Annotated in this window: 14 protein-coding genes; 7 read left to right on the top strand and 7 right to left on the bottom strand. The window is 54.0% G+C overall.

Annotation, left to right across the window (positions count from 1 at the left end; all coding sequences use genetic code 11):
* Positions 1 to 192: 192 nt before the first annotated feature.
* Positions 193 to 576, top strand: a complete 384-nt coding sequence (locus IAE55_RS27715; RefSeq protein ID WP_145165078.1) for a cupredoxin domain-containing protein — start codon at positions 193 to 195, stop codon at positions 574 to 576.
* 59 nt (positions 577 to 635) lie between these two features.
* Here IAE55_RS27715 and IAE55_RS27710 read toward each other — a convergent pair whose 3' ends face one another.
* Positions 636 to 2051, bottom strand: coding sequence for an MFS transporter (locus IAE55_RS27710; protein WP_200634438.1), 1416 nt, complete (start codon positions 2049 to 2051; stop codon positions 636 to 638).
* Between the two features lie 196 nt (positions 2052 to 2247).
* Between IAE55_RS27710 and IAE55_RS27705 the strand changes: the two genes are divergently transcribed.
* Positions 2248 to 2601: a winged helix-turn-helix transcriptional regulator gene (locus tag IAE55_RS27705; RefSeq protein ID WP_105445333.1), complete on the top strand. Its 354-nt coding sequence runs from the start codon at positions 2248 to 2250 to the stop codon at positions 2599 to 2601.
* Positions 2602 to 2707: 106 nt separating this feature from the next.
* On the opposite strand, the gene IAE55_RS27700 is transcribed toward IAE55_RS27705, so the two are convergent.
* The 4 genes from IAE55_RS27700 to IAE55_RS27690 form a co-directional block, all read right to left on the bottom strand.
* Entirely contained in the window at positions 2708 to 3805 is a 1098-nt protein-coding gene (locus tag IAE55_RS27700) for a hypothetical protein (protein ID WP_200634437.1), read from the bottom strand.
* Positions 3806 to 3817: 12 nt separating this feature from the next.
* Complete coding sequence (locus IAE55_RS34165) at positions 3818 to 4519, bottom strand: SPFH domain-containing protein (RefSeq protein WP_267918382.1); 702 nt, start codon at positions 4517 to 4519, stop codon at positions 3818 to 3820.
* A complete protein-coding gene (locus IAE55_RS34160; RefSeq protein ID WP_267918381.1) occupies positions 4464 to 4892 on the bottom strand; it encodes an SPFH domain-containing protein in 429 nt (142 codons plus the stop codon). Before IAE55_RS34160 ends, IAE55_RS34165 begins: the two co-directional genes overlap by 56 nt.
* Positions 4893 to 5118: 226 nt before the next feature.
* Positions 5119 to 6261 (bottom strand): tyrosine-protein phosphatase, encoded by a 1143-nt coding sequence (locus IAE55_RS27690; RefSeq protein WP_234489914.1) that lies wholly within the window; start codon positions 6259 to 6261, stop codon positions 5119 to 5121.
* Between the two features lie 274 nt (positions 6262 to 6535).
* Here IAE55_RS27690 and IAE55_RS27685 point away from each other — a divergent pair, with 274 nt between their 5' ends.
* Positions 6536 to 6889, top strand: coding sequence for a VOC family protein (locus IAE55_RS27685; protein ID WP_200634436.1), 354 nt, complete (start codon positions 6536 to 6538; stop codon positions 6887 to 6889).
* Between the two features lie 28 nt (positions 6890 to 6917).
* On the top strand, positions 6918 to 8636 hold the full coding sequence (locus tag IAE55_RS27680; RefSeq protein ID WP_200634435.1) for an ABC transporter ATP-binding protein: 1719 nt from the start codon (positions 6918 to 6920) through the stop codon (positions 8634 to 8636).
* 112 nt (positions 8637 to 8748) lie between these two features.
* Here IAE55_RS27680 and IAE55_RS27675 read toward each other — a convergent pair whose 3' ends face one another.
* On the bottom strand, positions 8749 to 9177 hold the full coding sequence (locus IAE55_RS27675; RefSeq protein ID WP_145165066.1) for a MarR family winged helix-turn-helix transcriptional regulator: 429 nt from the start codon (positions 9175 to 9177) through the stop codon (positions 8749 to 8751).
* A 174-nt stretch (positions 9178 to 9351) separates the two neighbouring features.
* Here IAE55_RS27675 and IAE55_RS27670 point away from each other — a divergent pair, with 174 nt between their 5' ends.
* Positions 9352 to 10812, top strand: coding sequence for an MFS transporter (locus IAE55_RS27670; RefSeq protein WP_200634434.1), 1461 nt, complete (start codon positions 9352 to 9354; stop codon positions 10810 to 10812).
* A gap of 155 nt (positions 10813 to 10967) precedes the next feature.
* Here the strand turns inward: IAE55_RS27670 and IAE55_RS27665 are convergent, their stop codons facing one another.
* A complete protein-coding gene (locus IAE55_RS27665) occupies positions 10968 to 11840 on the bottom strand; it encodes a CPBP family intramembrane glutamic endopeptidase (protein ID WP_200634433.1) in 873 nt (290 codons plus the stop codon).
* A gap of 203 nt (positions 11841 to 12043) precedes the next feature.
* On the opposite strand from IAE55_RS27665, the gene IAE55_RS27660 reads away from it, so the two are divergent.
* The gene (locus IAE55_RS27660) at positions 12044 to 12472 is read left to right on the top strand and encodes a J-domain-containing protein (protein ID WP_325168692.1); all 429 of its coding nucleotides are present in this window, start codon (positions 12044 to 12046) and stop codon (positions 12470 to 12472) included.
* A 104-nt stretch (positions 12473 to 12576) separates the two neighbouring features.
* Complete coding sequence (locus IAE55_RS27655) at positions 12577 to 13779, top strand: MFS transporter (RefSeq protein WP_145165108.1); 1203 nt, start codon at positions 12577 to 12579, stop codon at positions 13777 to 13779.
* Position 13780 lies beyond the last annotated feature (1 nt).

The raw sequence follows: 13780 nt of genomic DNA, 5'->3' as shown, positions 1-13780 counted from the left end.
TTTGATCAATATCGGTCTATCTATATTTGACATAGTTATCGTTTATATCTTTTTAGAAGTCAGTGTAAGAAGAGGTGAAGAAGCTGAATTCCCCGCAGATATAAGAAATCCCCATGACAGATATTGACAAAGGCTTATTGATAGATACGAGTGGGAGGATTTAAGCTGTTACTATCACAAGGAGGGGGTAGCATGTTTCGTATAACCTGGGTTTCCGTTATTATTGTTGCGTATGTCATATTGCTTACCGCATGTGGAGCTAGTAAAAATGAAATGGTTCAATCAGCGCCTAGTGAAGAGTCAAAAACAGTAGCGAATGAAGTCGTAATCAAGGCAACGAACTGGAAGTTTGATAAGGCGGAGTATCGAATTAAAAAAGGAGAAGCCGTTAAGTTAACCTTAGATCCGGAATCCGGCGTCCATAGTGTTGCATTTAAAGGCCTTGGAATTAAAGAACTGCGCTCCGGTGATTCCGAGGTTGTGGCAATAAATGAGGCTGGGACGTATGAACTCTTCTGTAACACAATGTGCGGCTCAGGCCACGCCAATATGAAAGCTAAACTTATAGTTGAATAAAAGCTTTGAACGATCGATAAATGAGAGGTCCGTCCTGCGATGCAGGGCGGACCTTTATTTTAGCTGTTTACATACTTTTCTGCTGAGCGTTTACGAAGGCCGAGGGCGGTGATGCCAATCCCGAGAAGGGAAGCGGCAATCGGAACCATCATCGCTGTGCGGTAGCCATCGAGCATCGCTTGGGGGGATTTGTCGAGACCTGTAGTGCTGATCTGTACAGCGGTCACGACCGCCAAACCAAGTGCGGCGCCAAACTGGAAGGAGGTATTCAATAGCCCGCTGGCGAGCCCCTGCTCTTCTTCCGCTATTCCGTCCGTGGCGGCGATGGTTAAAGGTCCGTAAGTCAGCGAAAAGGCGAGGCCCGTCAGGATCATCGTCGGGAACATCGTTGCATAGGTCCAGTCCAAACCGATGGGAAGAAAAAGGGCGTAGGCTAATGCAGCGAGGCAGAACCCGCCGAAAATCACCGGAATATTGCCGAAACGGTTTACCAGCTTGGGGGTCAGCGTAGGTGCGAGTATGGAATCGACACCGACGGCGAGCAAGGCAAGACCCGTTTCAAGAGATGACCAGCCGCGCAGTTCTTGGAGGTAGAGCACCGTCACGAACTGGAACCCGAAAAAAGAGCCGGCAAACAACATGGCACCCAGGTTTGCCCGTACGAGTGAGCTGGCAGAAAATATGCCAAGGCGTACCAAGGGGGAAGCCGAGCGTCGTTCAATCGTTGCGAAGAGACCGAAAAGCAGGGCACTGCAGGCCAGGATTCCGGCGGTCCAGCTCCAGCCCAGGTTGGAGGATTCCACGACACCGTAAACCAGAAGCAGCATGGCCGCCGTGACGCTGACTGCTCCGGCCAGATCGAAGCCTCTGGAGGAGGCCTCCGGCCGACCAGAGGCCGGTATGAGGCGAATCGCGGCTAGAAGAATCACAAACGCCAATAGAACCGGACCAAAGAAAACCCACCGCCAGCTGATCTCACTTAAGATGCCGCCGACCACAAGACCAAGAGAAAACCCGGCGGCCGCTGTCCCGGCATAAACGAGCAATGCCTTGTTACGTGCAGTCCCCTCCGCAAAGCTTGTCGTGATGATGGATAAGCCGGCCGGAGTCATGAATGCTGCGCTAATGCCTGTAACAAACCGGGCGGTGATCAGCATCCAGCCTTCGGTCGATAATCCGCCTAGCCCGGAGAAAGCAAAGAAAACGGTGAGCCATAGCAGAAACATTTTTCTGCGCCCGAACAGGTCGGCTGCCCGGCCTCCCAGCAGCATGAAGCCGCCATACCCCAGTACATAGGCGCTGACTACCCATTGCAGCGAACCGGTGGACATGCCCAGTTCAGCACGGATCGAGGGCAGAGCCACGCCCATCATCGACACGTCGATCCCTTCCAGAAAAATTGCGCCGCACAAAACGAACAATAAGCCCCAGGAAAGCTTGCCGGAACTTTGAGACGTTTGACCATTTGCCTTCATTCGATAAGTCCTCCTCATTATGAATAATCATCCATTCCGGAACCGGCTCGATCGGGTCTGCCGATTTCCTTATTGGCACAAGGAGATTATGTATCATATAATCGAGGAACAGAAGTACGCACTTTTTTGTGTCATTTTCACCAAAAGGTAATATAGGAACCAAAAAGTACCTATTTTGATCGGGGGAAAAAGTGCCATGAAAACAAGTATGCCACAAGCTTTTAATATACCTATAGAAGCGACCCTGGAAGTCATCGGGGGAAAATGGAAAACGCTCATTTTATGCCATTTAACCTATGGAGCGAAACGAACGAGCGAGCTGAAAAAGTTGACCCCGGGCATCACGCAAAAAATGCTGACTCAGCAGCTTAGAGAGTTGGAGGAGGATGGGGTTATCATCCGGACGGTATACAACCAGGTCCCGCCGAAAGTCGTTTACGAATTGAGCGAGCTGGGCCAATCACTCCGGCCGGTCATCGATGTGATGTGCGAGTGGGGAGAGCGGTACATCCAGGGATCAACCGAGAACCAGGCAAGCTCGAACATGTGACGTAAGCCGCGGAGAAACTAAAAAAAGAGCTCAGCAACCAGGCTGAACTCTTTTTTTATTCTATTTTATGATTTGCGAGTGTTATGAATCCGACCAACAGGCACATTTAGGATTGATAAAAATACAAAATAGTGGCGGCGACCACAAGCACGCAGAAAAGGGTGAAGAACGTAATTTTCCATCCGCTGCGCGGGACCTTGCCGCTGATGCTGCCCGTCTCCCCGTTGACCATATACCGATAAGTTTTCTCTTTATACGTGTAAGAGGCATTCCAAAGCGGCAGCAGAATATGCTTGTAGGTCCGCTCGGAGTATTGGGTATCGATGCTGAGGTTGCGCAGTTCGTCCCCGCCGATTTGCCGGCGTATCGAATCTTCCAGGCTGTCGTCCATCCGGGATACCGCGTCGCTCCAACCCTCACGCAGGGGCACGGTATACCTTTCCGCCACAAAACCGCTTAAATATTCAGGCTTGTATGGTCGAAGGTCCTCCAGGCTGAAATCGTCAAACTGCTCCATCAGGCGGGTGTTGTGTTGTTTGGAAGCAGGAACAAGCACATCGTTGAAAAATCGCTCGTAAGAGCCGGAAGTCCAGTGCCACACGGTGTACCGAACCTGCTCCTCGTACGTCTCTGTTTTCCCGTCAACAGTCCGGGTACGCGTCTCAGTTCGGTAATGATAGGTACCTACCTCTGCCGAATAATCGGAATCGGTCTGGGCATCAAAGGTCCAGAAGGGGACATAAATGCCGGAAACCGTCGAGCGGGTTTGCTGCTTTTTGAAGGCGCCCGGCACGAACCATTTTTTCTTCTTCCACTTCAGGAACAGGGCGTTCGCCTCATCCATCGAGATGTGAAAAGGGATGATGGATTCGGGCCGTATGCTGTCCGGATCCCCTTGGGGCAGGACCTTGGGGGAGCCGCAAAATGCGCATAGAGCCGCCGTCTGCGCGGCAGGCAGGAGCATCTGGGCCCCGCAGTTCTCGCATTGGACCGCCTGCTGCTCGGTCCCCCAGTCTTTCAAGGCCTGATCTTGTTCATCCGCAAAATCCAGCTCATATTCGGTGGGCTCGGACGGATAACGGGGCTGTTCAATGGGAGCCAGGCTTCCGCAATACGTGCATTTCATCTGCTGGGTTTCGGTATCAAAAATCATTTGCGCCCCGCAGCCCGAGCAGGGGAAGCGGATCGGTGCTTCGACGGACATAAGCGCTCTCCTCTACACTTTATTGCCGCAGCTCGGACAGAACTTCATCGTGCTGCTCAAGCTGCCCCCACACTCTGTGCAAAATTTTTTCTCCGGCCGCGGCGTACCGCATTCCGGGCAAAATTTCTCGGAGGCTTTGAGCTCGTGTCCGCATTGGGCGCAGGGCTCGGTATCAACGGGGGACGCCGGATGGGCAGGTGCGGCAGGCTGGGGCTCCACCGCATCCGCTGAGGGCTTCATCGCTTGATTGAACATCTGCCCCATGGCCATGCCCGCCCCGAGGCTTGCCCCGGCGCCTGCAAGCCCGCTGTCGGGATTGTTGGCTGCATCGCGAAGCGATTCGGCGGCCTGAAACTTCATGTACTGATCGAGATTGCCGGCAATGTTCATGGATGATTTCCGGTCGATCATTTTTTCGACTTCTTCCGGTAAGGAGATGTTTTCGATAAAAAATCCCGACAGGGACAGACCCATAGCGTTGAAAATCGGCTCCAGCTTGGTCCGGAGGGCGGAGCTCAGCTCGTCGTACTGCACCGCAATATCCATGATCGGAATTTTGGCCTCGCCAATCAGGTCGCTCACACCGGACACGATCACCGACTTGAGATAACCGCCGATTTGATCCGAACCGAACGAGGACTGGGTCCCGAAGATTTCCTTAAGAAACAATGCCGGGTCTTGCACGCGGAACGCGTAGCTGCCGAATCCCCGCATCCGGATGGCTCCGAAATTCAGGATCCCGCATCATGATGGGGTTGGTCGTTCCCCATTTTTGGTCCGTGAAGTTACGCGTGTTTACAAAATACACATCCGCCTTAAACGGCGAATTGAATGCATATTTCCATGACTTTAACGCCGTCAGAACCGGCATGTTCTGCGTGCTTAAGGTATAAGTGCCTGGGCCGAATACATCGGCGATCTGGCCCTCGTTCAGAAAAATCGCGGCCTGCGATTCCCGCACCGTCAGCCTCGCACCCATTTTGATCGCTTTGTCGTAGACCGGAAACTGGTGCACGATTTCATTGGTGTTGTCCGTCCATTCAATAACCTCGATAAATTGGCCTTTAATAAAAGAAAACAAACCCATCGTTCAACCTCCATCTTTATTCCAGTTATCTCCATTATACGTGATTCCGGTTTGTCCGTCTCAACGAATCGACGAAGGTTCAGCACCATACGCCACCATTGGACAAAATATGTCGGGGATGATAGGGGAAGCTTATACATTCTTATCTCTATAAAAAGAACGACCTGTATGGCTTCATCCATACAGGTCGTCTTTATGTTCGTATCCGGAGAACCGGGATAGGCGACTATTCGAGATACATCCGCTTCAGCTTCGCCTGCTCGTCTTTGCTTAGCCCCAAGCCTTTTTCCAGGAAGCCCTGGATCGAGCCGTATTTCTTGGCCATTTCGTCGATAGCAGCGTTGATATATTCCGGGCGGACGTCCATTAACGCTGTGATGACTTCGATCGCATTCTCGTCCGTCAGATTAAACTGCTTCACCATGGCGTCCACAGCCGCCTTGTTGTACGCTTCGCGGTACTTGTTGCTGAGCAGGAAATCCTGCACTACGGTTTCCTTCGGAACGCCGAGCGCAAGCAGCATCAAGGCCGATCCGAGGCCGGTGCGGTCTTTGCCCGCGGTGCAGTGCTGTACGAGCGCTGCGGATGCCGGATCCAGCATCATATCGAACAATTTCACGTAAGCCGAAGGGGAGTCGACCATGTCGCGGTTGGCGGCGGTCAGCACGTCGCCGGGCTTGCCCATTTTGTCGAATTCGCCGCTCGCCATGAAGCTCATGATGTCGGTGCCGCTGCCGGATTGGCCGAAGACCGGGTTGCGGACATAGGCAGCGCCGGGAACCACCGGATCGGGCTTGGATTTCACTTCATCGTCCGCGCGATAGTCCACGATCGTCTTCAGGCCGCTCTTCTGCAAATAGGCGATGTCGCTTGCCGTCAGGCCGGCGAGTTCATCCGAGCGGAACAGCTTGCCCCATTTGACCGTTTTGCCGTCCGCCGTTTTGTAGCCGCCGAGATCGCGGAAGTTGGTGGCGCCTTGGAGCGGCAGCAGGCGCTCGGCGGTTGTGATGACGGCGCCGCTCGCCGCCCTCACTTTAAAGTAAACGCGGCTGCCCGGATTCGGGTCCTTCGTTCGCAGTCCACCAAACGAGGCGTAGGTGCGGGCGAGCTCCTTCCAGCCGCTGTCCGGACTCTGGCTCCAGTAAACTTTAACCGGTCCCAGATTGGCGGTGGTCTGCCAGTGCAGCGTCAGCGTACCGTCTTTGGCCCGATCCACGGCAGCCCCGGTAAAGCTGCCCTGCTTGGCGTTGGCTTGAATGCCGGAGGCGGGCGCTTTGCCCGCAGGTGCAGCTGCGCTGGCCATGACTGCCGACAGCGGCGCAGCTGAAAGCAGCAGGGCCGTGCCCAGCAGAATCGTTTTTTTCATCATTGTCGTTGTTCTCCCCCTCTGGTCTTGGAAAAATGCATGTTGTCCTCTTTATGATGGGGGAGAAGTGTTGGCATCATGTTATCCGAGCATCAGCGGAAGGTAAAATTGTGTCAGTATTTACATAAATCTCGATAAAGGTGTCAGATTTAAACGAAGCATGAGACAGAATGCTGACGGATGTGGGTCAGAACAGAAGAAATTCGGCATACAGGGAGGGGGTCCCCGACCAGTGTCGAATAGTTACTTGGAAGTAAAAGGAACAAGGAGGATGGAGATGAAAGTAAAACGGATTGTCACGAACATTCATACGGAGGATCTGGCGGCCGCCCGTACTTTTTATGAGGACGTGCTCGGTTTGGAGAAGTGGATGGACCACGGATGGATCGCTACCTATGGGACCGATGCCCGTATGGATGTTCAGGTCAGCGTCGCATCGGAAGGGGGCTCGGGTACCTCGGTGCCGGACCTGTCCATTGAAGTGGATGACGTCGACGAAGCTCTGAACCGCATGAAGCAGGCGGGCTTTCAGATCGAATACGGTCCGGCGGATGAGCCGTGGGGCGTGCGCCGTTTCTATGTACGGGATCCTTTTGGGAAACTGATCAATATCCTGGCCCACAAGCCGTAAAATTACAACAAGGAAGTGTGATACATCCATGATTCGAAGGTTTTTCGCGTACTACAAGCCGTACAAGGGGCTGTTTATCCTTGATTTCGTGTGCGCGGTGTTCGCCGGGCTGCTGGAGCTGGCCTTTCCGCTGGCCGTCAGCCATTTTATCGATAACCTGCTGCCCAGCAAGGACTGGGCGATCATCGTCTTCGCCTGTCTGGCGCTGCTGGCCATTTACGGGCTCAATATGGTGCTGCAGTATATCGTAACTTATTGGGGTCATATGCTGGGCATCAACATTGAAACGGATATGCGTAAAAAGCTGTTCGATCACATCCAAAAGCTCTCCTTCCGTTTCTTCGACAATCATAAAACCGGGCATTTGGTCGGGCGGATCACCAATGATCTGAACGACGTCGGCGAGGTGGCCCACCATGGGCCGGAGGATGTCTTTATTGCAATTATGACGCTGATCGGCTCCTTTGCGCTGATGGCTTCCATTAACATGGAGCTGGCACTGCTGACCTTCATCATTATTCCGGTCATGGCCTGGGTGATCATCTTCTTCGGCGGCCGAATGACGACCACGTACCGGCGGCTGTTCGGGAACGTGGGGAATTTCAACGCCCGGATCGAGGACAATGTCGGCGGAATCCGCGTCGTGCAGTCCTTTGCCAATGAGGAGCATGAGAAGAAGCTGTTTGACGTCGACAACCAGAACTTCCGCCAGACCAAGCTGATGGCTTATAAGACGATGGCGAAAAGCATGTCGGTCACCTACATGATGATGCGGCTCGTCACCGTGTTCGTAATGCTGTGCGGCGCCTGGTTTTTCCTCAGCGGACGGATCGAGCTGGGCGAGTTCATGGCGTTCCTGCTGCTGTCCAACGTCTTTTTCCGCCCGATCGAAAAGATCAATGCTGTCATCGAAAGCTACCCTAAAGGCATCGCGGGCTTTCGGCGGTATTTGGAAATTATGGATACCGAGCCAGATATTGCGGACGCTCCGGATGCAGTGGAACTGGATCGGGTTGTAGGCAATATCCGTTACGAAGGCGTCACCTTCGGTTATGATCCGGCCAAACCGATCCTGAACAACATCGATCTGTCGATCCGGGCGGGGGAGACCGTCGCGTTCGTCGGTCCTTCCGGAGCGGGGAAAACGACGATCTGCAGCCTGCTGCCGCGATTCTACGAGCTGGATGGGGGACGGATTACGATCGACGGCATCGATATCCGGGACATCAAGCTGGATTCGCTGCGGCGGCATATCGGCATCGTGCAGCAGGACGTGTTCCTGTTCTCCGGCACAGTGAAGGAAAATATCGCATACGGCAATTTGAATGCCACCGATGAGGAAATTTGGAAGGCGGCGGAGCGCGCATCGCTGGCCGCAGTGATCCGCTCCATGCCTGAGGGCATGGATACGGTGATCGGCGAGCGGGGTGTGAAGCTGTCGGGCGGACAAAAGCAGCGCTTATCGATCGCCCGGATGTTCCTGAAGAACCCGCCGATCCTTATCCTGGACGAGGCAACGTCGGCGCTCGACACCGAGACGGAAGCCGCCATTCAGCAGGCGCTGACCGAGCTGTCGCAGGGGCGCACGACGCTTGTCATCGCTCACCGGCTGACGACGATCCGCAACGCGGACCGCATTATGGTCGTGAATGAACAGGGTATTGCCGAGGAAGGCATACACCAGGAGCTGATTGCCGCCGGCGGCATATACAGCCGGCTGCACCTGGTCCAGTCGCAGCATTCGTAATACCGGAATTAGCCGAGGCATTGCTTGCGATATAAGGAAGCAAGTTCTCGAAGCTGATTCCTTCTCTTATCATCAAAAAGGAGCTCCACGATACCCGTGGGGCTCCTTTACTTTATTCATCTTTTTGGGCCAAGCTGACTTTGTGCAGCAGCGAGATCAGCTGATTATGCTCTTCCGGGGTCAGATACCGGGCTAGAGTCCGGCTGGATTCATCCAGGATCGCATGCAGCTGAGGCTGTACTTCCTTGGCTTTGGAGGTGGGATACAGCAGCTGGGAACGCCGGTCATCCGGGTCCGGCTTGCGCTCGATATAACCAGACGCCTCCAGCTGTTTAATGGAACGGGCCGTGGTGGCCTTGTCGAATTTCAACTGCTGGGTCAGCTGTTCCTGCGTAATTCCCGGTTGATGCAGGATGGCCTTCAGGAAGCTGTGCTGTCCGCCGCCGCCGATGCCGTAAGGAGCCAGTTCCTTGGCGAGCCTTTTCTGGTTCTGGCGATGGATGTACGAAATCAGCTTGCCAATCGGTTCTTTGTTCGGCATTACATCGGCACCTTCTTTCATCATGAAGTGGAGGGACAACGGTAACGATAAACTCAAGTTCAGCAAATATTTTATCTCAAAATGGTTGCAAGCGCAACTAATATAAGGTACACTGTTACTGCCAATTAGTTGCGCGCGCAACTAATGATGATGAACAGGAGCAGGAGGTACCACATGAGTTCAATACAGCGGACGTACCAAGAGGATGCGAATATCCAGAAGAAGCGCTGGATCATCCTCATTGTTCTGAATTTATTTACATTTATGTCCACACTGGACGGAAGCATCGTCAACATCGCCCTACCGGTGCTGTCCAAACAGATGGGACTGCCGATCGCCCAGATCGAATGGGTGACGACGGGGTACCTGATGGCGATCTGCGCAGTCATTCTTTTCTTTGGAAAACTGGGGGATATCGCAGGCAAGATCCGTATTTTTAAAATCGGCACGATCATCTTCATTATCGGATCACTGCTGTGCGGGTTCAGCACAACGCTGCCGTTCCTGATCGTCTCCCGGGTCATTCAGGCGCTGGGAGCCTCGATGACCATGGCGAATAGCCAGGGGATTCTGACCGATATTTTTCCGGCGAAAGAGCGGGGGAGAGCGCTGGGGCTGATCGGCACGTTCGTTTCTCTCGGGAGCATTGCCGGGCCATCATTAGGCGGCATCATCATTTCATCGCTTGGATGGGAGTACATTTTCTGGGTTAACGTACCGATCGGTTTGATCGCGATCATCATGGGATGGAAGGTGCTGCCGGCGGATTTGATCCGGGTCAAGGCCAAGATCGACGTGCCGGGAAGCTCGCTGTTCGCGGTATTTATCATCACCTTGTTCGCAGGACTGCTGCTTGGCCAGCAGGCCGGATACGGCAACGTCTGGATTCTGCTCGCTCTTGCCGTCGCGCTGGTGGCGTTGGTCATCTTCCTTCGCACCGAAGCGGTTCGCAAGGACGCGCTGCTGGATCTGTCATTGTTTAAAAATCCGCTCTTCTCCATCAGCATTCTGTGCGGCTTTCTCGTCTTTACGGCCAATTTCTGCTTCAACATCATCGCGCCGTTTTATGCCCAGAACATGCTGAATCTGTCGCCGTTTGCCGCGGGATTTCTGCTCATGCTCTTCCCGATCTGCATGGTCATCGTGGCGCCAGTGAGCGGCGCTTTGTCGGACAAAATCGGCTCGGAGCTTCTCACCTTTGCCGGCCTGGTCGTGATGGTGATCGCCCAATTCGGCTTGGCCTGGCTGCATGAAGGAAGCAGCCTCGTGCTCGTCGGGCTGTGGATTGCCATGCTCGGCATCGGCAGCGGCCTGTTCCAGTCGCCGAACAACTCGCTCGTCATGTCCCAAGTGCCGCGCACGCAGCTCGGCTCAGCCGGGAGCGTCAACTCCTTGGTGCGGAACGTGGGCATGGTCGTCGGCATCACTGTCGCAACGACCATTTTGTTCCATGTCATGAGCCTCCGCGCCGGCCGGCGGGTGACCGGGCTGGTGCCGGGTCATCCCGACATTTTCTTAAGCGGCATGCACGCGGTGTTCAGCACGTCAGCCTGCATCTGCCTGGTGGCCGCCGCCCTGACGGGCTGGCGCATGTACCGGGCAAAGGCGGGGAAGCGCCGGGAGGTAAAGGCTTGATTTTTAAGATGAAAAAGCCAGTTTAATACTGAAAACAACCGTCCGAAAAAGGACGGTTGTTTTTTTAAAGGTATAAGAAAGTATTGGCTTCGGAGACTCAAGTTCCTTATAGCGCAACAAAAATTTCAGCAAAAAGGGTCCCGCTTTGCTCCGCGTTAACCTCCGCATGACCCCGCGTTAACCTCGGACAGCTCACCGGATGCTTTTTTAGCTCGGGTGCTTTTTCCAAGCTTGATCCAGATTACAGCCGCGCAGGCCGCCCATACCGCAATGGTGATGACCCCGCTCTCCCCGGCCACGTAAGACCAGCCCGAAGCTTTATCGAAGAACAGCTGCTCCAGCCAGCTCCGCGACAAATTGATGACCATATGAATGAGAACGACCGGCCAGATACTGCGGCTGCGCCAGCGGACCCAGCCCATAAACACGGATAACGGAAAGATCATGACAGTAAACAGCACCAGGTTGATCCACACATTCCCGTCCGTATTGTATTGGTTTAAATAAAAAGGATAGTGGAAGCAGGCCCACACGGCGGCGGTGATCAGAATGGACTTTCGAATGCTGTAAGCCTCCGTCAGCTTGGGCTGCAGGTAGCCGCGCCAGCCGATTTCCTCTCCGAAGGAAAAGATCAGCATGCTGATCAGCATCTGAGGAGCCCAGGAGCTTTTGGTGATATACCAGGCATATTCGGAAACGGTGAAGCGAGCGGTGCCTTGGCTCAGGAATTCGGCCGACGGCAGTTGGACGATCCCGAAAGCCCACGCGGCAAGAAACCCGATTCCAATCGGGACGATGGACAAGATAGCGGCAAAATACCAGCGGAGACCGCCAAACGTGCCGAGCCCCGACGAACGTAGAGAATCTTTCCTTCCGGATACAAAGATCAGCATCAGCAGCACGGTGATCATTGGAGCAAGCTGGCTGATGGCGACGAGATTCATGCCTCCGGACAGATTGGCCAGCAGGGTAAGCAGCAGCACGGTTATGCTGAATGCCGCCGCGGAGCGAATAGATGTTATTTTCATGAATAACTTCCTCTCTTGTTGGTTGTTAATGTTATGGTAAGGGGCAATTATCAAGAATTTATAAAGCTCTGATGATCATTTGCGGCCTTTTCGAAATACGACATGCAGAGGGAAGACCGGGGTATGCTACAATGGGGTTATACGAAATGCGATAGGCTCCAAATAACGGATCGGCGATCCTGGCATAAGGAGAGGTGACTGGGGTGGAACGGGAAGATCAGAACAAAGAAGCCAAAGATCAAGACGAAAAGGCCGAAGCGGAAGACCGTTACCAGAACATGTCCACGCGGTACGGGCTGGTGGAATCGGCTATTGACGATTTTGCGAAGCGGGGCGGGTTTGACGATTTGCCAGGCAAAGGCAAGCCGCATAAGATCGACGACGAAGATGTGTTCAGCAGCATTTTGAAGAAAAACAATTATCAGCCTCCTTGGGCCGAGCTGCGGAAGGAAATCGCCGCGGATTTGAAGCGTCTGGCTGACAATCCCGGCTCGGATCACGAGCTTCGGGCCGAACTCGAAGCGGTTAACGACAAAATCAGAACGTATAACCGGATCGTGCCGCACCCGATGCTGCAGAAGGGGCTGGTGTCCAGAGCGAATTTGGAGAATGCCTACCCCAAATGGGTTTAATGCTATAAAACGTTCATTCACTTTATGATTAAGGAGATTTATCATTGCAGACACAGGCGGAATTGAACGACGTGAAAACGGCCAAGCCGGCCGGCCGCAACTATATGCTGCAGCTGGCGACCGTTTTTATCGGGTTCATCATTTTTGGGTTTTCGGAAAATATCAAGGGTCCGGCGATTCCCCGCATCCAGGCGGATTTCGGACTCGACGAGCAGCAGCTTGGAACCCTGCTCTCGCTCAATTCGCTCGGGTATCTGCTGGCCTGTTCCTTCACAGGGTATATTACCCGCAAGATCGGGATCAAATGGGTCAGCATGATCTCGTTCGGATCGATGGTTCTCTCGGGCGTCTTCATCTTATTGTCGCGAACATACCCTCTATTTTCGGCGTCCTATTTTTTCATGTACATCGGCAACGGCATGCTGGAAATCGGCCTGGCGATTCTGGGAGCGCGGATTTTCGTGCGCAATACCGGGACGATGATGAACTTGTCGCACTTTTTCTACGGGCTCAGTTCGATCGTGGCGCCGATGATCGCCTCAGGTTTAATGTCCGTTTCGATCATGGGCTTAACGCTCGGCTGGCGTGAGATGTATATGGTGATGCTCGCGCTGGCAGTGATTCCGATGATCCCGGCGCTGCTCGGCCGGTTTCCGGGCGACGATACCGTCCAGGAGGACCGGATCTCGCTGTGGATGCTGACCAAGGACCGGGCCTTGTGGATGATTGTGCTGCTGCTGACCTTCGGAGTCATTTCGGAAATGGCCGTGGGCAGCTGGCTGGTGAATTTTCTGGAGAAAAGCTATCACTGGGACCAGACGGCAGCTTCGGGCATGCTCTCGATCTTTTTCCTTTGTTTCTCACTGGCACGCCTTTTCCTAGGCCCGGTAACGGACCGGATCGGCTTTATTCTGTCGCTGATGATCCTCTCCGGCTTCTCGGGGCTGTGCACGTTCGCCGCCATTGTCAGCGGGGAAGGGGGCGCGTTCCTGTTTGCGGCCGCAGGCATCGGCATTGCTCCGATTTATCCGACCGTCATGGCGGTCATCGCCAAGCGTTACGTGAAAGGAAGCGATACGGCCATCACCTTCACCGTCACCCTGATGGGGGTCGGCAGCGTGATCGGCAATTATCTGATCGGCGCCATCACGAGCGGGGTAAAGCATATCTTTGGTGCCGGCACCCCTGAAGGCCTGGTCCGGGGACTGCAGGCCGGATATTCGTTTATCGGCTTATGCGCCCTGATCTGCTCGGCGGTCAGCTTCGTGCTGTACCGGTATTTGAAAAAAAGAAACGAACTGCTGTAGG

Origin of the sequence: Paenibacillus sp. S28 (assembly GCF_016624415.1) — a bacterium.
Lineage (GTDB): Bacteria > Bacillota > Bacilli > Paenibacillales > Paenibacillaceae > Paenibacillus_AQ > Paenibacillus_AQ favisporus.
This window is presented reverse-complemented; position numbering and strand designations above follow the sequence as displayed.

Bases quoted from the DNA above. Each gene is read 5' to 3' on its own strand.
- IAE55_RS27715 (WP_145165078.1), top strand. From the start codon at position 193: ATGTTTCGTATAACCTGGGTTTCCGTTATTATTGTTGCGTATGTCATA.
- IAE55_RS27710 (WP_200634438.1), bottom strand. From the start codon at position 2,051: ATGAAGGCAAATGGTCAAACGTCTCAAAGTTCCGGCAAGCTTTCCTGG.
- IAE55_RS27705 (WP_105445333.1), top strand. From the start codon at position 2,248: ATGAAAACAAGTATGCCACAAGCTTTTAATATACCTATAGAAGCGACC.
- IAE55_RS27700 (WP_200634437.1), bottom strand. From the start codon at position 3,805: ATGTCCGTCGAAGCACCGATCCGCTTCCCCTGCTCGGGCTGCGGGGCG.
- IAE55_RS34165 (WP_267918382.1), bottom strand. From the start codon at position 4,519: ATGCGGGGATTCGGCAGCTACGCGTTCCGCGTGCAAGACCCGGCATTG.
- IAE55_RS34160 (WP_267918381.1), bottom strand. From the start codon at position 4,892: ATGGGTTTGTTTTCTTTTATTAAAGGCCAATTTATCGAGGTTATTGAA.
- IAE55_RS27690 (WP_234489914.1), bottom strand. From the start codon at position 6,261: ATGATGAAAAAAACGATTCTGCTGGGCACGGCCCTGCTGCTTTCAGCT.
- IAE55_RS27685 (WP_200634436.1), top strand. From the start codon at position 6,536: ATGAAAGTAAAACGGATTGTCACGAACATTCATACGGAGGATCTGGCG.
- IAE55_RS27680 (WP_200634435.1), top strand. From the start codon at position 6,918: ATGATTCGAAGGTTTTTCGCGTACTACAAGCCGTACAAGGGGCTGTTT.
- IAE55_RS27675 (WP_145165066.1), bottom strand. From the start codon at position 9,177: ATGCCGAACAAAGAACCGATTGGCAAGCTGATTTCGTACATCCATCGC.
- IAE55_RS27670 (WP_200634434.1), top strand. From the start codon at position 9,352: ATGAGTTCAATACAGCGGACGTACCAAGAGGATGCGAATATCCAGAAG.
- IAE55_RS27665 (WP_200634433.1), bottom strand. From the start codon at position 11,840: ATGAAAATAACATCTATTCGCTCCGCGGCGGCATTCAGCATAACCGTG.
- IAE55_RS27655 (WP_145165108.1), top strand. From the start codon at position 12,577: ATGCTGCAGCTGGCGACCGTTTTTATCGGGTTCATCATTTTTGGGTTT.